Origin of the sequence: Promicromonospora sp. NPDC059942, from assembly GCF_042731755.1 — a bacterium.
Lineage (GTDB): Bacteria > Actinomycetota > Actinomycetes > Actinomycetales > Cellulomonadaceae > Promicromonospora.
The window spans coordinates 56500-82478 of sequence record NZ_JBHWLR010000009.1 but is presented as its reverse complement, the minus strand read 5'-3'; the positions used below and the strand labels follow the sequence as shown (position 1 = coordinate 82478).

25 protein-coding genes are annotated in these 25979 nt (G+C 72.6%); 16 read left to right on the top strand and 9 right to left on the bottom strand.

Translation table 11 applies throughout. The annotated features are described in order from the left end of the window. Nucleotides 1–223 precede the first annotated feature (223 nt). Nucleotides 224–1228, top strand: coding sequence for a tRNA (adenosine(37)-N6)-dimethylallyltransferase MiaA (gene miaA / locus ACFV9Q_RS16080; protein ID WP_377235233.1), 1005 nt, complete (start codon nucleotides 224–226; stop codon nucleotides 1226–1228). After that, a complete protein-coding gene (gene dapF, locus ACFV9Q_RS16075; RefSeq protein WP_377235232.1) occupies nucleotides 1225–2190 on the top strand; it encodes a diaminopimelate epimerase in 966 nt (321 codons plus the stop codon). The genes miaA and dapF overlap by 4 nt, the downstream gene beginning before the upstream one ends. Before the next feature lie 210 nt (nucleotides 2191–2400). Here dapF and ACFV9Q_RS16070 read toward each other — a convergent pair whose 3' ends face one another. Further along, nucleotides 2401–3000: a class I SAM-dependent methyltransferase gene (locus ACFV9Q_RS16070; protein WP_377235231.1), complete on the bottom strand. Its 600-nt coding sequence runs from the start codon at nucleotides 2998–3000 to the stop codon at nucleotides 2401–2403. A gap of 52 nt (nucleotides 3001–3052) precedes the next feature. Between ACFV9Q_RS16070 and ACFV9Q_RS16065 the strand changes: the two genes are divergently transcribed. Continuing rightward, nucleotides 3053–3637 (top strand): GNAT family N-acetyltransferase, encoded by a 585-nt coding sequence (locus ACFV9Q_RS16065; RefSeq protein ID WP_377235230.1) that lies wholly within the window; start codon nucleotides 3053–3055, stop codon nucleotides 3635–3637. A 53-nt stretch (nucleotides 3638–3690) separates the two neighbouring features. On the opposite strand, the gene ACFV9Q_RS16060 is transcribed toward ACFV9Q_RS16065, so the two are convergent. Next, nucleotides 3691–4275, bottom strand: a complete 585-nt coding sequence (locus ACFV9Q_RS16060) for a hypothetical protein (RefSeq protein WP_377235229.1) — start codon at nucleotides 4273–4275, stop codon at nucleotides 3691–3693. A 185-nt stretch (nucleotides 4276–4460) separates the two neighbouring features. Between ACFV9Q_RS16060 and hflX the strand changes: the two genes are divergently transcribed. From hflX to ACFV9Q_RS16020, 8 genes are all read left to right on the top strand, one after another. After that, entirely contained in the window at nucleotides 4461–6002 is a 1542-nt protein-coding gene (gene hflX / locus ACFV9Q_RS16055) for a GTPase HflX (protein WP_377232169.1), read from the top strand. 163 nt (nucleotides 6003–6165) lie between these two features. Next, nucleotides 6166–7182, top strand: coding sequence for a LacI family DNA-binding transcriptional regulator (locus ACFV9Q_RS16050; protein WP_377232360.1), 1017 nt, complete (start codon nucleotides 6166–6168; stop codon nucleotides 7180–7182). An 87-nt stretch (nucleotides 7183–7269) separates the two neighbouring features. Then, a complete protein-coding gene (locus tag ACFV9Q_RS16045; protein ID WP_377235228.1) occupies nucleotides 7270–8928 on the top strand; it encodes a glycoside hydrolase family 13 protein in 1659 nt (552 codons plus the stop codon). A 74-nt stretch (nucleotides 8929–9002) separates the two neighbouring features. Continuing rightward, entirely contained in the window at nucleotides 9003–10376 is a 1374-nt protein-coding gene (locus ACFV9Q_RS16040) for an ABC transporter substrate-binding protein (protein WP_377235227.1), read from the top strand. 7 nt (nucleotides 10377–10383) lie between these two features. Next, nucleotides 10384–11352 (top strand): carbohydrate ABC transporter permease, encoded by a 969-nt coding sequence (locus ACFV9Q_RS16035; RefSeq protein WP_377235226.1) that lies wholly within the window; start codon nucleotides 10384–10386, stop codon nucleotides 11350–11352. Between the two features lies 1 nt (nucleotide 11353). Next, on the top strand, nucleotides 11354–12268 hold the full coding sequence (locus tag ACFV9Q_RS16030; protein WP_377235225.1) for a carbohydrate ABC transporter permease: 915 nt from the start codon (nucleotides 11354–11356) through the stop codon (nucleotides 12266–12268). A 49-nt stretch (nucleotides 12269–12317) separates the two neighbouring features. Further along, nucleotides 12318–14426 carry an ATP-dependent DNA helicase gene (locus ACFV9Q_RS16025; protein WP_377235224.1) on the top strand — a complete coding sequence of 703 codons (2109 nt, stop codon included), beginning with the start codon at nucleotides 12318–12320 and terminating at the stop codon, nucleotides 14424–14426. Between the two features lie 9 nt (nucleotides 14427–14435). Then, nucleotides 14436–15425 (top strand): L-lactate dehydrogenase, encoded by a 990-nt coding sequence (locus tag ACFV9Q_RS16020; RefSeq protein ID WP_377235223.1) that lies wholly within the window; start codon nucleotides 14436–14438, stop codon nucleotides 15423–15425. A 96-nt stretch (nucleotides 15426–15521) separates the two neighbouring features. Here ACFV9Q_RS16020 and lexA read toward each other — a convergent pair whose 3' ends face one another. After that, nucleotides 15522–16337, bottom strand: a complete 816-nt coding sequence (gene lexA / locus ACFV9Q_RS16015) for a transcriptional repressor LexA (RefSeq protein ID WP_376770121.1) — start codon at nucleotides 16335–16337, stop codon at nucleotides 15522–15524. A gap of 191 nt (nucleotides 16338–16528) precedes the next feature. Here lexA and ACFV9Q_RS16010 point away from each other — a divergent pair, with 191 nt between their 5' ends. The 3 genes from ACFV9Q_RS16010 (at nucleotide 16529) to ACFV9Q_RS16000 (ending at nucleotide 18022) form a co-directional block, all read left to right on the top strand. Further along, nucleotides 16529–17023, top strand: a complete 495-nt coding sequence (locus tag ACFV9Q_RS16010) for a LysM peptidoglycan-binding domain-containing protein (RefSeq protein WP_377235222.1) — start codon at nucleotides 16529–16531, stop codon at nucleotides 17021–17023. A 162-nt stretch (nucleotides 17024–17185) separates the two neighbouring features. Beyond that, nucleotides 17186–17668 (top strand): transcriptional regulator NrdR, encoded by a 483-nt coding sequence (gene nrdR, locus ACFV9Q_RS16005; protein WP_377229635.1) that lies wholly within the window; start codon nucleotides 17186–17188, stop codon nucleotides 17666–17668. Nucleotides 17669–17794: 126 nt separating this feature from the next. After that, entirely contained in the window at nucleotides 17795–18022 is a 228-nt protein-coding gene (locus ACFV9Q_RS16000; protein ID WP_377229636.1) for a DUF5302 domain-containing protein, read from the top strand. Nucleotides 18023–18144: 122 nt separating this feature from the next. On the opposite strand, the gene ACFV9Q_RS15995 is transcribed toward ACFV9Q_RS16000, so the two are convergent. The 3 genes from ACFV9Q_RS15995 to ACFV9Q_RS15985 form a co-directional block, all read right to left on the bottom strand. Then, on the bottom strand, nucleotides 18145–18930 hold the full coding sequence (locus tag ACFV9Q_RS15995; protein ID WP_377235221.1) for a MerR family transcriptional regulator: 786 nt from the start codon (nucleotides 18928–18930) through the stop codon (nucleotides 18145–18147). Between the two features lie 4 nt (nucleotides 18931–18934). Continuing rightward, on the bottom strand, nucleotides 18935–20044 hold the full coding sequence (locus tag ACFV9Q_RS15990; protein WP_377235220.1) for a serine hydrolase domain-containing protein: 1110 nt from the start codon (nucleotides 20042–20044) through the stop codon (nucleotides 18935–18937). A 147-nt stretch (nucleotides 20045–20191) separates the two neighbouring features. Next, entirely contained in the window at nucleotides 20192–21166 is a 975-nt protein-coding gene (locus ACFV9Q_RS15985) for a ketopantoate reductase family protein (protein ID WP_377235219.1), read from the bottom strand. A gap of 90 nt (nucleotides 21167–21256) precedes the next feature. Between ACFV9Q_RS15985 and ACFV9Q_RS15980 the strand changes: the two genes are divergently transcribed. Continuing rightward, nucleotides 21257–21853 (top strand): TetR/AcrR family transcriptional regulator, encoded by a 597-nt coding sequence (locus tag ACFV9Q_RS15980; protein ID WP_377235218.1) that lies wholly within the window; start codon nucleotides 21257–21259, stop codon nucleotides 21851–21853. Between the two features lie 138 nt (nucleotides 21854–21991). Continuing rightward, nucleotides 21992–22771: an IclR family transcriptional regulator gene (locus ACFV9Q_RS15975; RefSeq protein WP_377235217.1), complete on the top strand. Its 780-nt coding sequence runs from the start codon at nucleotides 21992–21994 to the stop codon at nucleotides 22769–22771. A gap of 94 nt (nucleotides 22772–22865) precedes the next feature. On the opposite strand, the gene ACFV9Q_RS15970 is transcribed toward ACFV9Q_RS15975, so the two are convergent. Genes ACFV9Q_RS15970 through ACFV9Q_RS15960 form a run of 3 tightly spaced genes read right to left on the bottom strand, consistent with a single transcriptional unit; the run spans nucleotide 22866 to nucleotide 25851 of the window. Next, nucleotides 22866–23138 (bottom strand): hypothetical protein, encoded by a 273-nt coding sequence (locus tag ACFV9Q_RS15970; RefSeq protein ID WP_377235216.1) that lies wholly within the window; start codon nucleotides 23136–23138, stop codon nucleotides 22866–22868. A gap of 11 nt (nucleotides 23139–23149) precedes the next feature. Further along, nucleotides 23150–24487: a TRAP transporter large permease subunit gene (locus ACFV9Q_RS15965; protein WP_377235215.1), complete on the bottom strand. Its 1338-nt coding sequence runs from the start codon at nucleotides 24485–24487 to the stop codon at nucleotides 23150–23152. Then, entirely contained in the window at nucleotides 24484–25851 is a 1368-nt protein-coding gene (locus ACFV9Q_RS15960; RefSeq protein WP_377235214.1) for an NAD(P)-binding domain-containing protein, read from the bottom strand. The genes ACFV9Q_RS15965 and ACFV9Q_RS15960 overlap by 4 nt, the downstream gene beginning before the upstream one ends. Nucleotides 25852–25979: the final 128 nt, after the last annotated feature.

The window sequence follows — 25979 nt, the reverse complement described above, 5'->3', positions numbered from 1 at the left end:
GGGGGGGGGGCGTCCTTTCTTGGTGGTTGGGGTGGTTTTGGGGGGGGGGGGTGGTGTGTGGGGGGTTCGACCCCCTCCCCCCCCCCCCCCGACACAGACTGCCGACTCTGCGGGGCAAACTGCCGACCGCGTGGGCCCGGCGTCAGGGGGCAGCCGAACCGCCGCGTCCGGTGGGGCCCGCCGCGCTGTCGTCCTCGGCGCCACCCGCCCGTAAGGTTGCCCGGTGATAGTCGTCGCCGTCGTGGGCCCCACCGCCACCGGGAAGTCGGACCTCGCGCTCGACCTGGCCGAGGCGCTGGGCGCTGCGCCCGGTGTCGCGCCCGGCGCCGTGGCGGGCGAGATCGTGAACGCCGACGCCTTCCAGCTCTACCGCGGCATGGACGTCGGCACCGCCAAGGTCCCGCCGGCCGAGCGGCGGGGGATCGTGCACCACCAGCTCGACGTGCTGGACCCGACGCAGGACGCGTCGGTGGCGCGCTACCAGCAGGCCGCGCGCGCCGACCTGGACGCGATCGCAGGCCGGGGCGCGCGCGCCGTCGTCGTCGGCGGCTCGGGCCTGTACGTGCGAGCGCTGCTGGACCAGATGGACTTCCCCGGGACGGACCCGGCCGTCCGGGAGCGGCTCGAGACGCGGGCCGAGACCGAGGGGCGCCGCGCCCTGCACGCCGAGCTGGCGCGGCTGGACCCACTGGCCGCCGAGAGCATCGGGCCGCACAACACCCGCCGCATCGTGCGGGCGCTGGAGGTCATCGAGATCACCGGGCTCCCCTACACGGCCAACCTGCCGCGCCAGGAGTACGTGCGTCCCGCGGTGCAGATCGGGCTGGACTGCTCGCGCGAGGTGCTCGACGCGCGGGTCGGGAGCCGCGTCGACCGGATGTGGGACGGCGGCCTGGTCGAGGAGGTGCGCGGCCTGGCGAGCCCGGAGCAGGGCGGCACAGGGACCGGGCTCGGCGTCACCGCCGCGCGCGCCGTCGGCTACGCCGAGGTGCTCGCCTGGTGGCGCGGCGAGTCCACCGAGGCCGAGGCCAGGGAGGCCGTCACCGCGAACACGCGGCGCCTCGCGCGCAAGCAGATGGGCTGGTTCGGCCGCGACCCGCGCGTGCACTGGCTCGACGCCGCCTCGCCCCACCTGCTGGACGACGCCCTCGCTGTCGTGGCCGCCGCCGACGCCGGGACCTTGGCGGTTGCCGGGACCGAGCCGGTGCGCCGTAGCCTGGGGTCATGACGCAGCCCGCGACCAGCCCCGTGCCCTCCGTCCCGACCCCCGGGACCCTCGCTTTCACCAAGGGCCACGGCACGCAGAACGACTTCGTGCTGATCGCGGACCCGCAGGGGCTGCTCGACCTGACGCCCGCCGACGTGCGCCGGCTCGCCGGCCGCCGCGCCGGGATCGGCGGCGACGGCGTGATCCGCCTCGCGCCCACCGCTGCCCTCGCGAGCGCGGGCGAGGAGGCCGCCCAGGCGGCCCTCGCGCAGGACCCAACGGCCGAGTGGTTCATGGACTACCGCAACGCCGACGGCTCCGTGGCCGAGATGTGCGGCAACGGCGTGCGCGTCTTCGCCGCGTTCGCCGAGCAGGAGGGCCTCGCCGACCTGTCCGCCGGCCCGCTCAGCCTCGGTACGCGCGCCGGCGTCAAGCGCGTGACCAAGGAGGCGAACGGCTGGTACGCCGTCGACATGGGCCGCTGGTTCCTGCCCGGCGGCGAGTCCGCGGCGGCCGACGGCTACGACGCCGCGGTGGCGGTGCGCGGCTGGACGGCGCCCCGGCCCGCCCTGAGTGTCGACCTCGGCAACCCGCACACCGTCGTCGCCCTCGCGAGCGTCGAGGAGCTCGCCTCGCTGGAGCTCTTCCACGCCCCCGAGGTCGCGCCCGTGCCGCCGCACGGCACCAACGTCGAGCTCGTGGTGCCGCTGGGCGAGGAGGAGGGGCCCGACGGCGTCGTCGGGCGCCTGCGCATGCGCGTGCACGAGCGCGGGGTGGGCGAGACGCCGTCCTGCGGCACCGGTGCCTGCGCGGCGGCGCTCGCGGTGCGGACCTGGCAGGGCGGCTCGTCCGGCGCCGGCGCCCCCGACACGTGGATCGTCGAGGTGCCGGGCGGCGAGGTGCGCGTGCGCGTGCTGCCGGGCGGCAACGTCGAGCTCGCGGGCCCGGCGGAGCTGGTCTACTCGGGCAGCGTCTCGCTCTGACTCAGGGTGACGCTACAGACCAGGTGAGAGGGCTGCGGCCGAGCCCGGCTATCCTCCGAGCAGTGCCGCCGGCACGACCGCGATCCCGTCGCGGCGTCGGTAGGCGTGCTCGCCTGCCGTGATGACGACCGACTGGTCTACCGATGGACAACTTTCTGGTCGACCGCTGGACATGGTTCTGATCTACCGATCGACAAACATGTGGTCGCGTCAGTCCGTCACGCGGAGCACCCGGAAGCCCTTGGACGATGTCGTCCGCTCGACCGGGAGCCCCAGCGACTCGGTGATCCAGCGGGCCAGTGAGTCGGAACCCAGGTTCTTCTGCACCACGAGCCAGGCCGCCGCGTCCGGCTCCAGCCGGGGCAGCCAGCGCGTCAGCAGCTCGTGCAGCGCCTCCTTGCCCACCCGGATCGGCGGGTTGGACCAGCAGGCGGCGAACCGCACGTCGTCGGGCACGTCGTCGGGCAGGGCCGCCCGGACGTTCTCCAGACCCAGCCGCTCGGCGTTGCGCCGCACCAGGTCGAGCGCGCGCTCGTTGACGTCGACCGCCCAGACCGTGGCCTCCGGCGCCGCCAGCGCCAGGCTGATCGTGATGGGTCCCCACCCGCAGCCCAGGTCGAGCAGGTCGCCCGTGGCCGGGGGCGCGGGCACGTGGTCCAGCAGCACCGCGGTGCCCTTGTCGAGCCCGCCGGGGGAGAAGACGCCGGCCGCCACCTCGACCTCCAGCGTGCGGCCGGCGAGGCGGACGGTCCTGGTGCGGCGCTCGTCGTCCGAGGCGGGCTGTGCGGTGAAGTAGTGGTCGCTGGACACCGGACGATCCTAGGCGGTTGCCGCCCGTGGCGACCGGTGCCAGCCTGCGGGCATGGAGATCGCCGAGGCCACCGTGGAGCGGTGGGACGACGTGCAGACGGTGTTCGGCACGCGCGGCGGCGCCCACCACTGCCAGTGCCAGCGCATCCGGCTGGGCGACCGCGCCTGGTGGTACATGCCGGTCGAGGAGCGCGAGCACACGCTGCGGGAGCAGCTCGACCCGCCGCCGGAGGCGCCGACCTCGGGCGCCCTGCTCGGCTACGTCGACGGCGAGCCGGCCGGCTGGGTCGCGGTGGCGCCCCGGACCGAGTTCGTCCGCTACCGCGGCAGCCAGGTCCCGTGGGCGGGCCGGCACGAGGACAAGGACGACGCCGGCGTGTGGGCCGTCACGTGCTTCGCCGTGCGTGTGGGCTACCGCAAGCAGGGCCTGATGTACGGGCTCGCGGCGGCCGCCGTCGAGCACGCGCGCGAGCGCGGCGCGCAGGCGGTCGAGGGCTACCCCATCGTCCCGGACCCGGGGCAGCAGATCACCTGGGGCGAGGTCAACGTGGGCACGCCCGGGCCGTTCGCGGCGGCGGGCCTGACGGAGGTCAGCCGGCCGACCAAGCGGCGTCGGGTCATGCGGCTCGACTTCTGAACCGCCGCCGGCGCCGCAACCGCCGGCCACGCCCCCGGCCCACCAGCGCCGCGTCACCCCCACGGCGGGTAGTCCGGGAACCGGCTCACGCCGAGACCCACCGCGTCGGACCAACGGTGGACCCACTCGTCGAGGTCCCGGATCCCGACCGGCTCCCGGAGCGTCGTCAGGTAGGTCTCGTGGGCGGCGACGACCTCCCGGCCGAGCCCGCGCTCCCGGACCTCGGCGACGAGGCGCTCCCGCAGGCCGGCGGTGGCCGCCCGGTCGTCGAGCAGGACGCTGTGCGCGATGCCGACGAGGTCGCCGTCCGCCAGCCCGGCCACGCCGGTCCGCACGATGTCGGGGGAGCGGACCACCGGCCGCGGGGGCGGCGTCAGGAGCATCGTCGCCCGCCAGTCGTAGTCCGGGTCGCGCAGGTGGCCGCGCAGGGCGGGAACGACCATGTCGGTAGGGCACGAGCGGTGCTCCAGGGGCAGCATCCGCCGCATGCGGCTCACCACCGAGGGGCCGCTCCGTCTGGAACGGGCGATGACCGTGTGCCCGTCCGCGCCGTCGCGCACCAGGGCGACGATTCGCACGGTCTCCTCGTCGGTCCACGGGCGGCCCGTCCGGTCGGGTCCCTCGGTCTCTTCGGGCATGGTCGTACCGTCCCCTGCGTGTGGTGGTCGTCGTCCTCACAGTCTCAGCGGCCGCCGTCGGCTCGTGCTGGTTATCCACAGGCGCGATCGCCACGGCAGCGGGTTGGGGAAAGACATAGCCGCGGGACTTTCAGGCGTGGGAAACTTGTTGTAACGAGCACGAACCATCGAGAGTTAGGTAATACATGACCCACACCCCGACAGAGCCCGAGCTCCCCGCAGAGGAGACGCCCGAACTCCGCGCGGCCCAGGCAGACGCCCAGGCGATCGCGAACGATGTCGTGGCACGGGTTCTCGCTCGGGCGGGGACCGCACGTGCCGACGGCGGAACGGTGCACACCGTGGCCGACGGCGACCAGCTGGACCTCGAGGAGCGCACCGCGCTGCGTCGCGTGGCCGGCCTGTCGACCGAGCTCGAGGACGTCACCGAGGTCGAGTACCGGCAGCTTCGCCTGGAGAAGGTGGTGCTCGTCGGCCTGTTCTCGGGCGGCGAGCACGCGGCCCGCGACGCGGAGATCTCGCTGCGCGAGCTCGCCGCGCTGGCCGAGACCGCCGGCTCCCAGGTGCTGGACGGCCTGCTGCAGCGACGGCAGAAGCCCGACCCCGGCACGTACCTCGGGTCCGGCAAGGCGCTGGAGCTGGCCCAGGTGGTCCTGGCGACCGGCGCCGACACCGTGATCGTCGACAGCGAGCTCGCCCCGTCCCAGCGCCGTGCGCTGGAGGACGTGGTGAAGGTCAAGGTCGTCGACCGCACGGCCCTGATCCTGGACATCTTCGCGCAGCACGCGAAGTCCCGTGAGGGCAAGGCCCAGGTCGAGCTCGCCCAGCTCGAGTACCTCCTGCCGCGCCTGCGCGGCTGGGGCGAGTCGATGTCCCGCCAGGCCGGTGGCCAGGTGGGCGGCGCGGGGGCCGGCATGGGCTCGCGCGGTCCCGGTGAGACCAAGATCGAGCTGGACCGGCGGCGCATCCGCGACCGGATGGCCAAGCTGCGGCGCGAGATCGTCGCGATGAAGCCGGCCCGCGAGACCAAGCGGCTGAGCCGCAAGCGGAACGCAATCCCCGCGGTCGCGATCGCGGGCTACACCAACGCCGGCAAGTCGTCGCTGCTCAACGCGCTGACCGGCGCGGGCGTGCTGGTGCAGAACGCGCTGTTCGCCACGCTGGACCCGACGGTCCGGCGGACGAAGACGGAGGACGGCCGCGTCTACACGTTCACCGACACGGTCGGGTTCGTGCGGCACCTCCCGCACCAGCTCGTCGAGGCGTTCCGGTCCACGCTGGAGGAGGTCGGCGACGCCGACATCCTGCTGCACGTGGTCGACGCGTCCCACCCGGATCCGGAGGGGCAGATCGCGGCGGTCCGCGAGGTGCTGTCCGAGATCCCGGCGTTCGAGAACGTCCACGAGATCGTGGTGCTGAACAAGGCCGACGTCGCCGACCCGACGGTCGTCGGCCGGATCCAGCGGCGCGAGCGGCACACCGCCGTCGTCTCCGCGCACTCCGGCGAGGGGATCGCCGAGCTGCGTGCCCGGATCGCGGCCGAGCTGCCGCGGCCCGGCGTGCACGTCGACCTGGTGGTCCCGTACGAGCGGGGCGACCTGGTGCACCGGGTGCACGAGCACGGTGACATCGAGCTCACCGAGCACGTCGCCGCCGGCACGCACCTGCGCGGCCGGGTGGACGAGCAGCTCGCCACCGAGCTGCGTCAGGTCGCCGTGGCGCACTGACCCGGCGCGCCCCACCTGTCAGACGCCCAGGTCCCTCCGGGGACCTGGGCGTCTGACGCGTTTCGGGGACGGCTCCAGGCAGGGCGAAGGACTACGCAAGCGGCTTGCAGAGCCGCGCAACCACTGCAAGCGATTTGCGTTCGTCGTGGCTAGGATCGATCTCATGTCGAGACGGCTGGCGGATGTTGCGAAGAAGGTCGGCGTGAGCGAGGCGACGGTCAGTCGCGTGCTCAACGGGAAGCCCGGGGTGTCCCAGGGCACGCGGGACGCCGTGCTCACGGCCCTGGACGTGCTGGGCTACGAGCGGCCCACCAAGCTGCGGGGCAGCCGCGGCAAGCTCGTCGGGCTGGTCCTGCCGGAGCTCGTCAACCCGATCTTTCCCGCGTTCGCCGAGGTGATCGGCGGGGCGCTCGCCCAGCAGGGGTTCACCCCGGTGCTGTGCACCCGGACGGCCGGCGGCGTGACCGAGGCCGAGTACATCGACCTGCTGCTCCAGCAGCAGGTCTCGGGCGTGATCTTCGCGGGCGGCTTCTACGCCGAGCGGGAGGCCGACCACGCGCACTACCGGCGGCTGGAGGACCTGGGGCTGCCGGTGGTGCTGATGAACGCCTCGATCGAGGACCTGGCGTTCCCCCGCGTGGCCTGCGACGACCTCGTGGCGATGGAGCAGGCGATGGGCCACGTCACCTCGATGGGGCACCGGCGCGTGGGCCTGCTGCTCGGCCCGGCCGACCACGTGCCGTCGGAGCGCAAGCTCGCCGCCGCCCAGCGGTTCGCGGAGCGCCAGGGCCTGGAGCTCGACCCCGGCCTGGTCGTGCACTCGCAGTACTCCCTGGAGAGCGGCCAGGCCGCGGCCAACCGCCTCATCGAGGCCGGTGCCACGGCGATCGTCTGCGCCAGCGACCCGCTGGCGCTCGGTGCGATCCGGGCGGTGCGCCGGGCCGGGCTGTCCTGCCCGGCCGACGTGTCGGTCGTGGGCTTCGACGACTCCGCGCTGATGAACTCCACCGACCCGGCGCTGACGACCGTGCGCCAGCCCATCGAGCCGATGGGCCGGGCCGCCGTGGACCTGCTGGCCGGGCTGATCGCCGGCAACGACGTGCCGCGCGACGAGCTGCTCTTCGAGCCGGAGCTCGTGGTGCGCGCCTCCACCGCCTCGGCCAAGGTGGCCGCCCACTGAGCGGTCACCCCGGAGCGTTGTCACAATTGAATCAAATTGTTGTCGAGTTCTTGCGCGGTCGTTGTCACGTGATTTACGGTTCACGGCATGACGACGACGTCCGACGCGCCCCTCGAACCGCGCTCAGCCCCCAGCGACTGGTGGCGCAGCGCCGTGATCTACCAGATCTACCCCCGCAGCTTCGCGGACGGGAACGGCGACGGCACCGGTGACCTCGCCGGCGTCCGCTCGCGTCTGGGGTACCTGCGCGACCTCGGCGTCGACGCGATCTGGTACACGCCCTGGTACGCCTCGCCCCTGGCGGACGGCGGCTACGACGTGCGCGACTACCGAACGATCGACCCGGCGTTCGGCACGCTGGCGGACGCCGAGGCGCTGATCGCCGAGGCCCGCGAGGTGGGCATCCGGACGATCGTCGACGTGGTGCCCAACCACATCTCCTCGGAGCACGAGTGGTTCCAGGCCGCGCTGGCGGCCGGGCCGGGCTCGCCCGAGCGGGAGCGGTTCTGGTTCCACGACGGCAAGGGCCCGGGCGGCGAGCAGATGCCTACCGGCTGGGTCTCCAGCTTCCAGGGCGAGACCTGGACCCGCACCACGAACCCGGACGGCACGCCCGGCCAGTGGTACCTCCACCTGTTCACCCCCGAGCAGCCGGACGTCAACTGGAACCACCCCGACGTGCGCCAGGAGCACGAGGACGTGCTGCGGTTCTGGTTCGACCGCGGCGCGGCCGGCATCCGGATCGACTCGGCGGCGCTCATCATCAAGGACCCGGAGCTGCGCGAGGTCCCCGCGACGCCCGGCCCCGGCGAGCACCCGCACCTGGACCGCGACGAGATCCACGACGTCTACCGCGGCTGGCGGCGCGTCGCCGACGACTACGCGGAGCCCCGCGTGCTGGTCGGCGAGGTGTGGCTTGCCGACCAGGAGCGGTTCGCGCAGTACCTGCGCCCGGACGAGATGCACACCGCGTTCAACTTCGACTTCATGGCGCGCCCCTGGGACGCCAAGGAGCTGCGCGAGTCGATCCGGACCACGCTCGAGGCGCACGCCCCGGTCGGCGCGCCGGCCACGTGGGTGCTCTCCAACCACGACGTCACGCGGCCCGTGACCCGGTACGGCCGCGAGGACTCGTCCTTCGACTTCGCCGCCAAGCGGTTCGGCACGCCGTCCGACGTGGACCTCGGCACCCGCCGCGCGCGGGCCGCGTCCCTGCTGGTCGCCGCGCTGCCGGGCGCCCTGTACGTCTACCAGGGCGACGAGCTCGGCCTGCCCGAGGCCGAGGTGCCGCGCGAGCTGATCCAGGACCCCATGCACTTCCGCTCCGAGGGGGTGGACCCGGGCCGCGACGGCTGCCGCGTCCCCCTGCCGTGGGCACGCACGGGCGCGAGCCTGGGCTTCGGGCCCGACGACGGCGCGGCGCCCTGGCTGCCCCAGCCGGCCGGCTGGGCCGACCTCTCGGTCGAGGCCCAGGACGCCGACCCGGGCTCGATGCTCAGCCTGTACCGCCACGCGCTGCACCTGCGCCGCGGCCTCCCCGCGCTGCACGCCGACGAGTTCGCGTGGCTCGACCTCGGCGGGGACGACGTCCTCGCCTTCACCCGCGGCGCCGGCTTTGCCTGCGTCGCCAACCTCGGGACGACCCCCGTCCCCCTGCCCGCCGGGGCCACGGTGCTCCTGGCGAGCGGCCCCGTCGACGGCGTCGTCGGACCGGACATCGCTGTCTGGCTCGGCCTGCCGTCCTGATCCTCGGCGTCCGGCCGAGAGCAACCTCTACCCCCAGACGTGCCGACCCAGCGGCACACGACCAAGGAGTGACAATGAAGTCAGCACAGAATCGCGCGGCGTTCGCCCTGGTGGGCGTCCTCTCGCTCGCGGGAACCCTCACGGCCTGCGGTGGGTCCTCGGACGCCTCCGACGAGCCGACGGGCCCGGTGACCATCGAGGTCTCCATCGACGCCGGCCTCGAGCAGCCCGCGATCGACGCGTTCGACGAGCGCATCGCGCAGTTCGAGGAGGCCAACCCGGACATCCAGGTGGAGACCAAGGAGTTCACCTGGTCCGGCACCACGTTCGCCGCCGAGCTCGCGGGCGGCACGCTGCCCGACGTCTTCCCGATCCCGTTCACGGACGGCCGGGCCCTCATCGAGCGCGGCCAGATCGCCGACGTCCATGAGCTCGTGGCCGAGCTCCCGTACGCCGACCAGTTCAACCCCACCGTCGCCGCCGCGGGCCAGGACGCCGAGGGCAACATGTGGGCCGTGCCGATCGCTGCCTACAACCAGGGCCTGCACTACAACCGGGCGCTCTTCGAGGAGGCCGGCCTCGACCCGGACAACCCCCCGGCCACCTGGGACGAGGTGCGCGAGGCGGCCAAGACGATCGCGGACAAGACCGGCCAGGCCGGCTACGCCCACATGACCCAGAGCAACACCGGCGGCTGGATCCTGACCACGGAGACCTACGCGCTGGGCGGCCGCGTGGTCGAGGGCGAAGGTGACGACATCACCGCGACCGTCGACAACGACGCCACGGTCGCGGCCCTGGAGATGCTCCGCGAGATGCGCTGGGAGGACAACTCCATGGGCTCCAGCTTCCTGTACGACTGGGGCACCATCAACCAGGACTTCGCCGCCGGCAAGATCGGCATGTACGTCTCGGGCGGCGCCAACTACCCCAACCTGTTCACGCAGAACCAGATGAACCCGGACGAGTACGGCGTGACCGTGCTGCCGCTGGAGGGCGACGACGCCGGCACGCTCGGCGGCGGCACCCTCGCCGCGGTGAGCTCCGCGGCGTCCGAGGCCGAGCAGGCGGCGGCCGTGAAGTGGATCGACTTCTACTACATCTCCAAGCTGACCGACCAGGAGCAGGCGGTCGCCGAGGCCGAGGTCGCCTCGGAGACCGACCAGCCGGTCGGCGCCCCCGCCCTGCCGATCTTCGACCGCGAGACCTACGAGCAGCAGCAGGGCTGGATCAAGGACCTCGTCAACGTCCCGCTGGAGAACTTCGCCCCGATGACGGACCAGATGTTCGACCAGCCCGTCATCCCCGAGCCCGCCGTCGCCACCCAGGACGTGTACGCGGCGCTCGACCCGGTGGTCCAGGCGGTGCTGACGGACGAGAACGCGGACATCGACGCGCTCCTCGCCGACGCCCAGACCCAGGTCCAGGGACTGCTCGACCGCAGCTGACCTGCCGATGACGACACTGTCCAGCCCGCTCCGGACGACGACGGCCTCGCGGCCGTCGTCGTCCGGACCCCGGCCGCGTGCCCGCCGCACGCCCCGGGACTGGCTGCGCGACGGCGGCCTGAGCACCCTGATCATCGCCCTGCCGATGATCCTGGTCTTCGGGGTGTTCTCCTGGTTCCCGATCGGCCGGGCGCTCGTCATGAGCGTCCAGCAGACGAACCTCATCTCGACCCCCGAGTTCGTGGGGCTCGACAACTTCGTGTTCGTGCTGCAGGACCCGCTGCTGGGCAAGGCCGTGGCCAACACCCTGTGGTTCGCGCTGCTCGCGCTGGTGTTCGGCTACCCGCTGCCGCTGGCAGCCGCCGTGCTGATGAGCGAGGTGCGGCGCATGCGCGGCCTGTTCTCGGCGCTCGCGTACCTGCCCGTCGTCGTGCCGCCCGTCGTGGCCGTGCTGCTGTGGAAGTTCTTCTACGACGCCTCGCCCTCCGGCGTGTTCAACACCATCGCCGGCTGGGTGGGCCTCGGGCCGTTCCCCTGGCTGCAGGACGCGTCCAGCGCCATGCCGTCCCTGGTGCTGGAAGCCACCTGGGCCGCGGCCGGCGGCACTGTCATCATCTACCTCGCCGCCCTCGTCGGGGTGCGCACCGAGCTCTACGAGGCGGCCGAGGTGGACGGCGCGGGCGTGTGGCGCAAGATCTGGCACGTGACCCTGCCGCAGCTGCGCGGCGTCCTGTTCATCACGCTGATCCTGCAGGTCATCGGCACGTCCCAGGTGTTCCTGGAGCCGTTCCTGTTCACCGGCGGCGGCCCCAACAACGCGACCCTCACCATCCTCATGCTGATCTACGACTACGCGTTCGGCAGCAGCCTCGGCGGCAACTACGGGGCCGCGACCGCCCTGAGCCTCATGCTCGCCGGCGTCCTGGCCGTCCTGTCCGCGATCTACTTCCGCGTGACCCGACCCTGGAGCAGCTGACATGGCAGGAAACAACCGGCCGGGTGCCGGACCCGCCGTCGCCGAGCGGGGCATCGTCTCGTCCCACGACCGGCGGCGGGCCAGCGTACGGGGCTCGCTCGGCGTGCTCCAGGGCGGCCTCCTGGTCACCCTGGTCCTCGCCGGGCTCGGGCCGATCCTCTGGCTCGCCAAGGCCGCCGTCACTCCGACGCAGGACACCCTGCGCCAACCGCTCGGCCTCTTCCCGAACGGGATCGACTGGGCCAACCTCTCCACCGCGTGGGGCCGCGCGGAGATCGACCACTACTTCGTCAACACGCTGATCCTCGCGGTCGGGGCCTGGTTCTTCCAGCTCCTGGTCGCGACCACGGGCGGCTACGTGCTGTCCGTGCTGCGACCGCGGTACGGCAACCTCGTCTTCGGCCTGGTGCTGGCGACGCTCTTCGTGCCGGCGGTCGTGCTGCTCGTCCCGCTGTACCTCACCATCCTCGACGTGCCGCTGCTGCACATCAGCCTGCTCAACACGTTCTGGGCGGTCTGGCTGCCGATGGGCGCCAGCGCGTTCAACGTGCTGCTCGTCAAGCGGTTCTTCGACGGCCTGCCCCGCGAGGTCTTCGAGGCCGCGCGGGTCGACGGCGCCGGACCCTTCCGGCTGCTGTGGTCCGTCGTGCTGCCGATGTCCAAGCCCATCCTCGGCGTCGTCTCGGTCTTCGCCGTGATCGCCGCCTGGAAGGACTACCTCTGGCCGCTGCTGGTGCTGCCCGACCCGGACAACCAGCCGCTGTCCGTCCGCCTGCCCGCGATCGCGCCCTACCTGGAGCTCGACGTGTTCCTCGCGGCGCTCGCGATCTCGACCGTGCTGCCCATCGCGCTGTTCCTCGCGTTCCAGCGCCTGTTCCTCAGCGGGGCGGGCCTGGGCGGGGCCGTGAAGGGGTAGCCGGCGGGCCTTCCGGCGCTCGGCCGGACCTGTGGACGAGGCAGGGTGGATGTCGGTGGTCCGGCCTAGGATCGAGCGTGTGACCAGCCTTCCCGACGCACCTGCCGCACGCACCGATTCCGCCGAGATTCCCGAGGTGGAGGAGCTGCTCGACCTCGCCGTCGGACAGCTCGGTGGCGGGCGCAGAGAGGGTCAGCACCGCATGGCCGTCGCGGTCGGCGAGGCGATCGACAAGGGTGAGCACCTGCTGGTGCAGGCGGGCACGGGTACGGGCAAGTCGCTCGGGTACCTGGTGCCCGCCGTCCGGCACGCCGTGGCCGCGCAGTCCAAGGTCATCGTCTCCACCGCGACGCTCGCCCTGCAGCGGCAGGTCATCACGCGCGACCTGCCGCTCGTGGCGAAGGCCGTCGCGCCGGCGCTGCCGCGTGAGCCACGCGTCGCGCTGCTCAAGGGCTGGCACAACTACCTGTGCGTGCACAAGGTGGGCGGCGGCTACCCGGAGGACGAGACCACCCTCTTCGACCTGCCCGGCGGCGAGGACCATCCCAAGACCGAGGAGGCGGCCGGCGGCGCCGCCCGCAGCCGCCGGCGGGACGACGGCGCGTCGCTCGCCGACCACGTCCGGCGCCTGCACGAGTGGGCGGGCGAGACCGAGACGGGCGACCGGGACGACCTCGTGCCCGGCGTGCCGGAGCGGGCCTGGCGCCAGGTGTCCGTCACGGCGATGGAGTGCCTGGGCGGCAAGTGCCCCATGCTCGCGGAGTGCTTCCCGGACAAGGCCCGGGCCGCCGCCCGCGAGGCGGACGTGGTGGTCACCAACCATGCCATGCTCGGCATCGCGGCCACGGGCAGCCCGGGCGTGCTCCCGGAGCACGACGTCGTGGTGGTCGACGAGGCGCACGAGCTCACCGACCGCGTGACGTCGTCGGCCACCGTGGACCTGTCCATGGCGTCGGTGGAGAGCGCGGCGCGGCTCGCCCGGCGGCACGCGGGCACCAACACCGACACCCTCGACGCGGCGGCGCAGAGCCTCGGCACCCTGCTGGTCACCGCGCCGGCCGAGCGGTTCCCGAGCGGGTTGCCGGACGAGCTGCGCATGGCGGTCGGCGCGGTGCGCGACGCCGCGCGCGAGGTGCTGAGCACGCTGAAGCCCGAGGCCGGTGGCAAGGGCGCCAAGGGCAAGGACGCGGGCCAGCCCGACCCGGGGCTCAAGATGGCGCAGGGCGCCATGCTCCAGCTCTTCGAGACGGCCGAGCGCATGGCGTCGCAGGACACGACCTCGGACGTGCTCTGGTGCTCGCGCCCGGACAACGGCTGGGGCGGGTTCGGCGACAACGTGACACGGCTGCACGCCGCTCCGCTGCACGTGGCCGGCCTGATCCGCACGCACCTGCTGGGCGAGTCGACGGGCGTGTTCACCTCGGCGACCTTGGCGCTGGGCGGAACGTTCGACGCCGTGGCCGGCACGCTCGGCCTCAACGGTGCGGACGCCCCGCCGTGGCACGGCTTCGATGCGGGCAGCCCGTTCGACTACCCCAAGCAGGGCATCCTCTACATCGCGCGCCACCTGCCCGCCCCGGGCCGCGAGCCGACCACGGAGGCGCAGCTCGACGAGATCGCGGAGCTCATCACGGCCGCCGGCGGCCGCACGCTCGGGCTGTTCTCGTCCCGGCGCGCTGCGAACGCCGCGGCGGAGGCGATGCGGGAGCGCCTGGACTTCCCGATCCTGGCGCAGGGCGACGACCAGCTCCCGACCCTCGTGCGCGAGTTCGCCGAGGACCCGGCCACGTGCCTGTTCGGCACGCTGTCCCTGTGGCAGGGCGTCGACGTGCCGGGGCCGTCCAACCAGCTCGTGCTCATCGACCGCATCCCGTTCCCGCGCCCGGACGACCCGGTCAAGGCGGCGCGCGCCCGCGCAGTCGAGCAGGCGGGCGGCAACGGGTTCATGGCGGTCTCGGCGCAGCACGCGGCGCTGCTGCTCGCGCAGGGCGCGGGGCGCCTGGTGCGCAGCATGGACGACCGGGGCGTCGTGGCGGTCCTCGACCCGCGGCTCGCGACGGCGCGGTACGCGTCGTTCCTGACCCGGTCGATGCCCGGGTTCTGGCCCACCACCGACCCGAAGCTGGTCCGCGCCGCGCTCGCCAGGCTCGACACATAGCCTGAGGGCATGGCAGCCCCCTCGGACGTCCCCGCGGCCCAGCCCGCCGGATCCCGCACCACCAAGATCGCCGTGGTGGGTGCGGGGGCGGTGGGATCGACGCTCGCCTTCGCGGCGCTGACCCGCGGCTCGGCCCGCACCATCGCCCTGCTCGACATCGACCGGCAGAAGGTCGACGCCGAGGTGCTGGACCTGCAGCACGGGCTGATGTTCACGTCCCAGGCGCACGTGATCGGTTCTGACGACCCGGCGGTGTGCGAGGGGGCCGACGTCGTGGTGGTCACGGCGGGCGCCAAGCAGAAGCCCGGCCAGAGCCGCGTCGACCTGGCGGAGGCGACGATCGGGCTGATGCGCACCATCCTGCCGGGCCTGGTCGAGGTAGCCCCCGACGCGACCTACCTGATGGTGACCAACCCCGTGGACGTGGTGACCTACGCGGCCCTGAAGATCTCGGGGCTGCCGCGCGAGCGGCTCTTCGGCAGCGGCACCGTGCTCGACTCGTCGCGGCTGCGCGTCGTGCTCGCCGAGCGGTGCGGGGTGGCCGTCGGGAACGTGCACGCCTACATCGCCGGGGAGCACGGCGACTCGGAGATCGCGCTGTGGAGCTCCGCCTCGATCGGCGGCGTGCCGCTGCTCGACTGGGTGCCGGTCGGCGGCGCCGCGCCCCTGGACGCCGCGGTGCGTGCGGAGGTGCACCACGAGGTGGTCGACTCGGCCTACCGGATCATCGCGGGCAAGGGCGCCACCAACTACGCCGTGGGCCTGGCCGCGACCCGCATCATCGAGGCGGTGCTGAAGGACGAGCGCCGGATCATGCCGGTGTCCTCGCTGCTGGACGACTACCACGGCATCAGCGACGTCTGCCTGTCGGTGCCGTCCCTGGTGGACCGGCGGGGCGTCACGAGCACGGTGGAGGTGCCGATGTCGGACGACGAGCTGGCCGGGCTGCGCGCGTCGGCCGACAGCGTGCGCGCGGTACAGCGGCGCTTCGGGTTCTAGGGCCGCCCCGGGATCGACGTCGACCTGGCTCGTCCGGGCACGAGAAAGGCCCGGCCACCGGAAACCGGCGGCCGGGCCTTGTCCGTTTCTCTGCGGTCAGAGGCTGCGCAGCACCGCGACGACGCGGCCCAGGATCTGCGCCTCGTCACCCGGGATGGGCTCGTAGGCCGGGTTCTGCGGCAGCAGCAGCACGTGCCCGTCGGTCTGCTTGAACGTCTTGACCGTGGCCTCGCCGTCGATCATGGCGGCGACGATCTCGCCCTGCTCGGCGACATTCTGGCGGCGCACCACGACCCAGTCCCCGTCGCAGATCGCGGCGTCGACCATCGAGTCGCCCGCGACCTTGAGGAGGAACAGCTCGCCGTCACCGACGAGCTGGCGGGGGAGCGGGAAGACGTCCTCGACGACCTGCTCGGCGAGGATCGGCCCACCGGCCGCGATGCGGCCGACCAGCGGCACGTACGACGGCGGCGGCGTGCTCGCGTCGTCCGGCACCGAACCGCCCCAGTGGACCTGGCCGCTACGCCGCGGCTCGGGCCAGTGGATCTCGCCGCGTGTCGGCTTCTCGACCTGCTCGGCCAGGGGCTCGACGAGCTCCATCGCGCGCGGCCGGTTGGGGTCGCGGCGCAGGAAGCCCTTCTTCTCCAGCATCTGGAGCTGGTGCTTGACGCTCGACGGGCTGGCCAGCCCGACGGCCTCGCCGATCTCGCGCATCGACGGCGGGTATCCGCGCGTCTCGAACGACTGCCGGATCGTGTCCAGCACAAGGCGCTGCCGCTCGGTGAGGCGGTCTGCCGGCGAGATCGCGTGCACGTCGGCGACCGCCCCGTCGCCCGGCGCGTCCAACGTGGCGACACCCGAGAGTGCCGTGTCGACGGCTCTCGTGTCGCTGGTCCCGTCCCGTCCCGTCATGCCCGTGCCCCTCCCGTTCCGACAAATGTTCTCCTGTGCGCTGCCCACTCTAGATCACAAATGTGCTCGGCTCAAACGAATGTTCGAGCGTGTCTCGACTTCTACGGTGTCCCGTGCTACACAATGGTACGAGCGTTCGACGAACGTGTGTATGACGGACAACCGTTCGAGTCATCTTTCGAGGAGGGGCCATGGGGGACGTGATCCCGCTGCGGCAGTACACCCCGGCGTACGGGCAGGCGTATGCGACGGTGCCCGGATCGAGCGCGGTCCGGGCGTACCGGCCGGACCCGGGATACACGCAGAGCCGGGCGTCCGCGCCGCCCCGGCCCCGCCCGGCTGCCCCCTCGTACGCGCCGCGCGGGCGGCGCACCTTCGCCGACCGGCTCGGGCTCGCCGGGCTGCGGCTCACGCGGCGCGGCCGGGTCGTGCTGGTGCTGCTGGCGATGCTCGTGGTCGCGCCGATGGCGACGTGGGGCGCGACCGCGGTCGCCAGCTCGCCGGGCGAGCCCACGGAGGTCCGGGTGCACGCGGTGCAGCCGGGGGAGACGCTCTGGGGCTTCGCCGAGCAGGTCGCGAAGCCCGGGGAGGACGTGCGGCAGGCGGTCGCGCGGCTGCAGGACCTCAACAAGATGACGTCGGGCACCGTGCGGGTCGGCGAGCTCCTCCTGCTCCCGAAGGAGTGACGGGAAGGCCCCCGAAAAGTGGCCGGACACCCCGACGAAGTGGACGGAGGCCACGATTCGCCGTCAAATGTTGCGGCGATGTTGCATGGGGGTGGTTTGCCCGCTTACGGTCGGGGCGCGACCGGATCTCTCCGGTCCGTGGCCGACCACGCAGGAGTCAGCATGCACTGCCCGTTCTGTCGCCACGCCGACTCGCGCGTGGTGGACTCGCGGACCGCCGACGACGGCCTGTCGATCCGGCGCAGGCGGCAGTGCCCGAACTGCAACCGGCGGTTCACCACCGTCGAGACCGCGAGCCTGTCGATCGTCAAGCGCTCCGGCGCCACCGAGCCGTTCAGCCGCGACAAGGTCGCCGCGGGCGTGCGCAAGGCGTGCCAGGGCCGCCCTGTGAGCGACGACGACCTGGCGATCCTGGCCCAGAGGGTCGAGGAGACCCTGCGGAGCAACGGCAGCGCCGAGATCGACGCGTACGAGGTGGGCCTCGCCATCCTGGGCCCCCTCCGTGAGCTCGACGAAGTGGCCTACCTCCGGTTCGCGAGCGTCTACCAGTCGTTCGACTCGCTCGAGGACTTCGAGAGCGCCATCACGTCGCTGCGCGCCGAGCGCGCCGAGCGTGATGCGGAGCGTGCCGCCGCGCAGGCGTAGCGGTCGGAAGGGCCCGCGCGCCGGCGACGGACGAAAAGCGATTGGCACCCTGGCGTGCGGTGGGGCAGGCTGGGGCCGACGACGGACCCGATCGAGGGACCCCCGAAACAGGAGGAGGTGATCGGTGTGACGGACGAGAAGCCTGGTGCCGAGGAGGCAGTGGCTCAGGACGCTGAGGCGCCCAAGGCCGCGACCGCGCCGAGCGTTGACGCGAAGGCGCGGTTCAAGGAAGCGCTGGACCGGAAGAACGCCGCACGCGGCCGTACCGCCGCAGGCGACGTGAACACGGGCTCTGTGCACGGTTCGGAGACGACCGGCCCCGTGCAGAAGATGTTCCGCCGCAAGTCCGGCTGAGCCTGCTCGACCGAGGCCGCCGACCGGGTATCTGACCTGGTCGGCGGCCTTCGTCGTTTCGCGGGGCGCCCCGACCTTGCCGGCGCTGCCGGCGACGTGGAAGGGGCCGGTTCGCTTCGCGGTCAACGCGGGTCGGACCTCGGGATGCGGACGCCGGCGGCGCGGAGTCTGGACTCGAAGAGCGCGGACAGTCGTGCCATGGCCGGTGTCGGCTTGTCACCGTGGCGGGCGATCATCGCGTACCGGGGCGCGGTGTCGGTCCGTGCCTGCATGCTGGTGACGGTCCTGAGCAGTGCGGGGTCGGCCAGGTAGTGGTCGGCCGCTTCGGCGGCGAGGCGGTCGATGCGGGGGTCGTCCGCCTCCCAGGTCGCGGCTTCGGCGACGCGCCTGGTCAGGGCGATGAGCCTGGTGTCTTGCAGGGCGTGCTCGAACTGGGCGAGGTAGTCGTCGAAGCCTTCGGGGACCAGGGCTCGCGCGAGCACCCAGCCCTCCCTGGTGGCCGCGACCTCGTCCTCGGAGTATCCGAGGGCGAGCATCCGCTCCAGCAGGGCCACGGCGCGGTCGGGCAGCAGCGCCCGGTCGCCGTCGGCGAGGCGGTGCAGCATGGCGCGCCGCGCGGTCAGCTCCGCGAGGTGTTCGTCGAGCTGTCGTTCGACCTGGACGAGCGCGGAGGCGAACAGCGCGGCGTCGGCGTCGAGCAGGGGTCCGATCTCTGCCAGCGGTACCCCGGCGGCGGCCAGGGTCCGGACCTGCACCAGCCTGAGCAGGTCGTCCGATCCGTACCGCCGGTATCCGGAGCCGTCGCGCCGGGGTTCGGTGACCAGGCCGAGCTTGTGGTAGTGCCGCACCGTCTTGATCGTGATGCCGACGAACGCGGCCGCCTGGCCGATACTGACTCCGTTGTGCATCTGCTCATCCTGCCAAGCCGAATACCTCGTCGAGGAGGCGCTGCTGGGCGCCCTGGAACGCCGCGGCGACGGTGAGGTTCGCGTCGTCCACGCAGTTCAGCGCGGCGGTCAGCGTCTTCGCCCCGTCGGGGGTGGCGTACATGAGCGCCGCATGGCCCACCGCGGCGCCGTTGTGGGAGATCACGGTGGCACCGTCGTCCGTGGTCAGCACGAACACCCCCAGCCCGTAGCCCATGTTCGGGATGCCCGTCGCACGCGGGGTGAACATCTCCTCGCGCAGCTCGTCCGGGAGGAGCTTGCCGCCGGTGAGCGCGGCGATGAAGGTGTGCAGGTCCTCGGTGGTCGAGATCATGTCACCGCCGGCGGAGACCCAGGAGGGGTTCTGGCGGGTGATGTCGACCGTGCGCGGCCCGCCGTCCTCGTCGTACCGGTAGTAGGCGTGGGCGTGCGGCTCGGCGATCTCCGCGTCATCCGGGACCACGGTGTGCGACATGCCGAGCGGGGTCAGGATCAGCCGCTGCATCTCCTCGGTGACGGTACGGCCGGTGACCTTCTCGATGAGCAGGCGAGCCAGGACGTAGTTGGTGTTGGAATAGCTCCAGCCCGCTCCGGGCTCGAACCGCGCAGGCTTGGACAACGCGAGCTCGACCAGCTCCTGGGGCCGGTAGGTCTTGAACCGGTTGTTCAGCCACTCCTTGCCGTCGGGGCCGTAAGGGATGGGGATGCCGAACACCATCGAGCCGTCCTCGTAGACCTCGCCGGTGAAGTTGAACAGGCCGCTGGTCTGCTGGAGCAGCATCCGGACCGTGATCCGCTGGTCGATCCCGAACTCAGGCAGGTGGTCCGCGACCGCGTCGTCCAGGCCGAGCCTGTCCTCGGCCACGAGCTGAAGCACCAGGGTCGCGGTGAAGGTCTTGGTGTTGCTGCCGATCCGGATGTGACCGCCGGCAGGCGGTTTCACGTCCCCGCCGACCTCTGCCGCCCCGGCGGCGCCGACCCACTCGCCCTGCTCGTCGTTGACGCGGACCGACAGCCCGATGATGCCGGGGTCGACGATCGCCTCGATCGCCCGCTGGAGACGGTCGGCGGTCTGGTTGGAAACGGTGGTGGTCATGGTGGTTCGCTCCTTCGAAGCGCTCGGTTCTCTTCGGCGTCCTGCCGATGCGAGAACCGTCCACCTTGACCTCAGGTCAGGATCAACCGTGACGTGCGTCACTCGATGTTCGGAGCCGCGGGTCTCGACCGGGCGCCGCCGTGGACGCTACGAGGTCGGTGCCCGGGACGGGCCCTGGCGGGCGAAGCTCGGTTCCGCCGCCTCCAGTCGCGGCACCGCGATGCCCAGCCGCCGCGCCTCGGCCAGGGTGTCCCGGCAGACTGCTCGCGGCTCCTCGGCCCCGGGGTCGGAATGTGTCTCGAGGCTCAACCGGGCCGGCGCGACATGAGCGGTCAGCCAGGCGAGCACCGAGGCCGTCAGCCAGGTCGGTGCGCGCATGGGCAGCACGCTGCCTCGATGACGCCGCAGGTCGACACCGCGCGCCTCGAGGAGCGGCAGCAGCTCACGGCCGGCCAGCAGTGCCTCGCGCAGCTCGCGCCGTGCTCCGGCCAGGTCGGCCAGCGAGCCCAGCCTCAGGCCCTGCGAGTGCAGGCCGGCGTCCGCCGCGAAATGGATCCACAACCAGCCGCGGAGGTCGGGTTGCTCCAGGATCCGGAACCCCGCCTCGCGAAACAGCCGGCGCACGGTCCGCTCGCGTTCGGTCGGGGGCGTGCCGAAGGTGCCGAGGACGACGGACGGGAGTATCGCCGCGCGGAGCACGCCGTTCTCGCCGAAGCCGCCACCGGACTGCGGGAATCCCCAGGCGACCTGGTCGGGGGGAAGGTCCCCGATCGCGGCCAGCGGCTCGGTCCAGATGTTGCTGAGGACCAGCACCGTTGCCGTGCCGATGCGTGGAGCCAGGAAGGCCGCCGCCTCCGCAAGCCGGTAGTGCTGCACGCTCAGCACGATGAGGTCGAAGTCGTGACCCGGCTCCAGCTCTTCGCGGTAGCGCACCGGCCACCTCTCGACCACGGACTTCCCCCACACGCGCCGTCGTGTGTCGAGCAGATCGAGGTCGACCGTCTCCCCGTAGGTCGCCGCGCGGCCTGGGCGGACGTAGAACTCGACGTCGTGCCCGGCCTGTTCCAGGGCCCAGCCGTTCACGGTGGCGATGACGCCTCGTCCGAACATCAGGATCTTCATGCTCTACCTCGATGGGTTAGGCTCAAACCGGAGATCGTCTCCACTTGCAAGATATGGAGATGGTCTCCACTTGTCAACGGGAGGTATCGCATGAACGCCGCCAAGCCGCTGCGGGCCGACGCCCGGCGCAACCGTGAGGCCCTGCTCGCAACGGCCCGGGAAGTTCTCGACGCCGGCGACTTCTTCGACCTTCGCTTCGACGACTTCGCCCGCCTGGCAGGCGTGGGCACCGGCACGTTGTACCGCCACTTCCCCACCCGGGAGGCGCTGGCCGAGGCGGTCTACCACGAGGAGGTCGCCGCGCTCAGCGCACGCGCCCGCGAGCTGCGTGCCACGCTGCCCGCGGACGAGGCCCTGGCGGTCTTCCTGCGCGGCATGGTCGACCACATGGACGCCTACCAGGGTCTCGCCCGGACACTGGCCACTCTCATGACCACCCGCTCGGGTGCGCTCGCCGAGGGTGGCCAGGTGCTGGAGGAGGCCGTCGGCGACCTGGTGGCCGACGCCGTGCGAGACGGCACCGTCCGGGCCGACGCGGACGCCGGCGTCGTCATGATGGCACTGCACGGCATCGGCGCGGCCCATGACCACCGCCACAACTGGCGGGCCGAGGCCGACGGCGTCATCACGCTGCTGCTGGACGGGCTGCGCCAGCCGCCCACGAGTGGTCGGCGTGTCCGGTCGTAGAGGAGGGCGAGCTCGCCTCGCCCGCCGGTCCGCGGTCGCTCGCCGGTCCGCGGTCGGGCTGCCCCCGGCGGGCGGGCTATGTTGTTGTCCGACGTGCTGGGTGCCCGCCGCAGCGGGTTCTGACCGATCGGAGGACGGGTGGCGGCAACGACTGAGGTGGGTCAGGAGCGGCCCGCGACACCCATGCGGTCGTTGGAGCGCGCCCTGGACGTCCTCGAGGTGCTGCAGCGCCACACCGAGCCCATGCGACTGTCCGAGGTCGCCCGCGCCGCCGGGCTGAACCCGGCGACGACCTTGCGCATCCTCGCCGTGCTCGCCGCACGCGGGTACGTCGTCAGCGAGGGAAAGGCGCACCGGCTGGGCCCGGCGGTGCTCTCCGCCGCGCACGGGTTCCTCGTCTCGGACGTCCTCACGCGCACCGCGAGCCCGGTGCTGCGGGAGCTGGCCGCGAGCACCTCCCTCACCGTCTCCCTGTACGAACGGGTCGGCTTCGAACGGGTGCTCGTCGCGCGGGTCGACGGCGCGGAACCCATGCGCTACCAGCTCCCGGTCGGACGGAGGCTGCCGCTGCACCTGGGAGCCGGCAAGGCGCTCGCGGTCGACATGGACGACGTCGAGCTCGCGGCGCTGGCCGAGCACGTCCGTCAGCTCGGCGAGGACGCGCCGGTCGACGTCGCCGCCCTGCGCGGGGATCTCGACGCGCTGAGCGAGCGCGGTTTCCACGTCTCGGTGAGTGAGCGTGAGACCGGCATCGTCGCGGCGAGCGTGCCTGTCCGCGACGCTTCCGGTCGGGTGATCGCGGCGGTGTCCGCGGCCGGACCCGCGGAGAAGCACCCCCGCGAACAGATGGTCGAGCACGCCGAGGAGGTCCGCCGGGCCGCCTCGGCGATCGGGCGTTCCCTGCCGCGCGCCCGGTAACTGCCCGGCGGGCCGAACCCGGTCCTGGCCGCGTGCTGCTGCCAGGACCGGGTCCGGCCCGGACCTCTTCCCGTCGGGACCTGGTCCCGTCGGCTCAGCGGCGGTCGGTCGGGGCGGGGTGCTCGGTGTCGTCCCGGACGTCGTCGTCGGTCTCGGCACCTGGGGCGTAGGAGAGGGCGAACGCGAGGATCCCGGCGATGCTCGCGGCGACGAGTGTCGGCGGCCCGACGCTCTCGGTCACCGCGGTCAGCCACGTCCCGCGCCCGGCGACGAGCCCCGCGACCTGGGTGGCGACGATGACCGCCCCGCCGAGCAGCATCAGGACGATGGCGGACGTGAACACCGCGCGGGTGCTGGTGATGAGCATTGGCTTGGTCCTTAGATGGGCAGGACGCCGAGGACCATGAGGACCCCGAGGGCGAGGATGGGCAGGCAGAAGTAGGCGAGCAGCGGCTTGAACGTCCGGACCGGGTCCACGCCGGCGATCGCGCTGGCGACGTAGATCGGGGCCGCCGCGGGCGGCGAGGCCCCCTCGGTGGAGGCGAAGACGAGGACCGCCGCCGCGGCCACCGGGGCGGGGACGCCCGCGCCGACCAGGGCGGTGACCGCCACCGGGCCGATCGCGGCCATGGTCGCGGACCCGGTCAGCGGGATGGCGACGGCCACGACGAGGACGCCCACCGCGATGGCCAGGAGCCACAGGGGCGCGTCGAGAGCGCTCAGGAGCGTGGTGAGCTGCGCGGGCAGGCCGAGCTCGGACAGGACGTTCGACGCCGCGAAGGCGCCCACGATCGTGACGCCGATGACCCCGATCCGCGGCGCGCTGTCGCCGAGTGTCGTCCACCAGCCGGAGGCCGTGCGCGGCAGGTGCCGGCGTCCGAGGAACAGGACGAGCGTCACCAGCAGCACGGGGATCCAGACGATGAGGCTGATGGCGTCCGAGACGTCGACGCCGGTCCAGGCGGACAGCCCGGCACCCATCGGGCCGACCGTCACCAGCACCGGGACGAGGATGGCCACGAACAGCAGCAGCGACGTCCAGCCGGTCCGGAGGCTGCGCCGGGCGGGGACGACGTCGGCGGGATCCATCGCCTGGATGCCGTGGCGACGGACGATGATCCAGGCCGCGACCATGCGGTAGGCGAGGCACCAGAGTCCCGCCGCCAGGAGCGGCAGCACGATCTCGTTGGGCTCCAGGAGCTGGCTGACGCCGGCGGAGCCGATGAGGATGAACATGGTCCCGCTGAACGGGAACGTGATGCCCATGCCGGCGCAGCCGGCCACGACGGTGGCCGACATGGCCGGGCTCACGCCCGACCGCTTCATCCAGGGGATCGTCACCGAGCCCACGGAGGCGGTGACCGCCGCTCCGATGTGGGCGATCGCACCCATCGCGCCGCCGCCGAGGATCGAGGTGTAGACAGGCCCGCCGCGGACCCTGCCGAACAGCGAGTTCATGATGTCGATGAGGCGGTCCAGGATCGGGGTGCGGCTCATCAGGTACGAGGCGACGACGAACGCGATCGCGGCGTACGTGACCTCCTCCTGCATGGCCTCGGTCAGGGCACCCGTCATGACGTGCAGGATGTCGGGGCCGGCGAACAGGCTGACGACGACGAACCCGGCGATCATCGACTCGCCGATGTTCCGCTTGAGGACCGCGTTGGTGACGATGATCGCCGCGATGTAGACGACCAGGGCCCAGATCGCGCTCATGCGGAGGTCTCCGTGCGTGCGGCCACGATCGCGGCGCGACGTCCCGCCTCGTCGGCCTCGATGGCGCGGGCGTCCGCCAGGGTCTGTTCGGCCTCGGCGGTCGGGATGATCGCGACGCCGTCGTCGTCCCCGACCACGAGGTCGCCGGGGTTGACGACGACGCCGCCGACCGCGACCGGCCGCCCCGCCCAGCCCGGACCGAACTTGTACGGGCCCGCGGGCGTGACCGCCCGGGCCCAGACGGGAAAACCGATCTCGGCGAGCACGGAGACGTCGCGAACCGCTCCGTCGATGACCATTCCTCGCACTCCCTTGCTGCGTGCGCGCTCGGCGATGAGCTCGCCCATCAATGCTCGCGCCACGTCACCCTGTCCGTCGACGACGAGCACGTCCCCGGGGCGGGCCGTCTCCAGCGCCTGGCTGAGCCCGACGTTCTCCCCGGCACGGCAGAATACGGTGTGTGCGCGGCCGACCACCGTGGCGCCCGGCCACATCGCGCTGATGCCCGAGTCGACCAGGCCGAGGCGTTGCCGGGCGTCACCGATGTTGGCGCTGGCCAGGCCCGCGTAGGCGGCGAGCAGGGAGTCCTCGAGACGGCCGGCCTGTCGTGCTGCGCCCAGGTGCACGTCCGCCGCCGCGAGCGTCATGGTCGCGGTGATGCCGAGCTCCGCGGCCATCGCCGCGGCGTCGCGCGCCTCGTGCCCGCGTCGTTCGCCGTGCTTGGTCGTGCCGTCGGCGAGCCGGTCCATCCCCGGGACGCCGTCGGCCAGGGCGCCGGCGATCTGGCCGCGCAGCCAGTCCAGGTCGCCCGCGGCCTGCCCGGCGGCCAGCGCCTCGACGACGCTCGCCCCCAGGCTCTTCATGAACATGCTGCGCAGGAGCTTGCGCCGCGCGGCGTCGCCCGGCCGGTCGCTGACCACGTCGACCGGTGCGGCCAGGGGAGCGAACGCCTGCCGCACGTCCTCCGCGCCGTCGCCGGACACCACCAGGGCGGTGGCCGCCCCGTGCTCGGGTACCGAGCCGATGACCGTGACGTCGGCGAACCGGAGGTCCCCGCGCTCGCCGAGCAGCGTCGCGAGTTCGGCCTTGAGCGCCGGCGAGCCCGAGTTCATGTCCGCGAAGCAGGCGCCGGCCCGCATCGCCGGGACCGCCTGCTCCAGCGCGGACCGCGCGTGGCGCGCGCCGGTCAGGCTCAGCACCAGGTCGGCCTCCGAGACGGCGTCGGCGACCGTGGCCTGACGCAGCACGCCCGGAGGCGTGGTCGAGTCGGCAGGGTCGTAGCCCGTGAGCCGGGTCCCGGCGGCCGCGAAGCCGGCCGCGTACAGGCTCCCGGCCTCGCCCAGGCCAAGGATCGCAATGTGCATCGTCGCACTCCTCGTTTCATAGAATGAAAGTGTGTTTCACACTGTCGCGAGAGTGTGCGCTGGGTCACCGGGCGATGTCAACTGCCGGAGGGCGCGCGAAAGCCGCCGACCGGGTATCAGACCTGGTC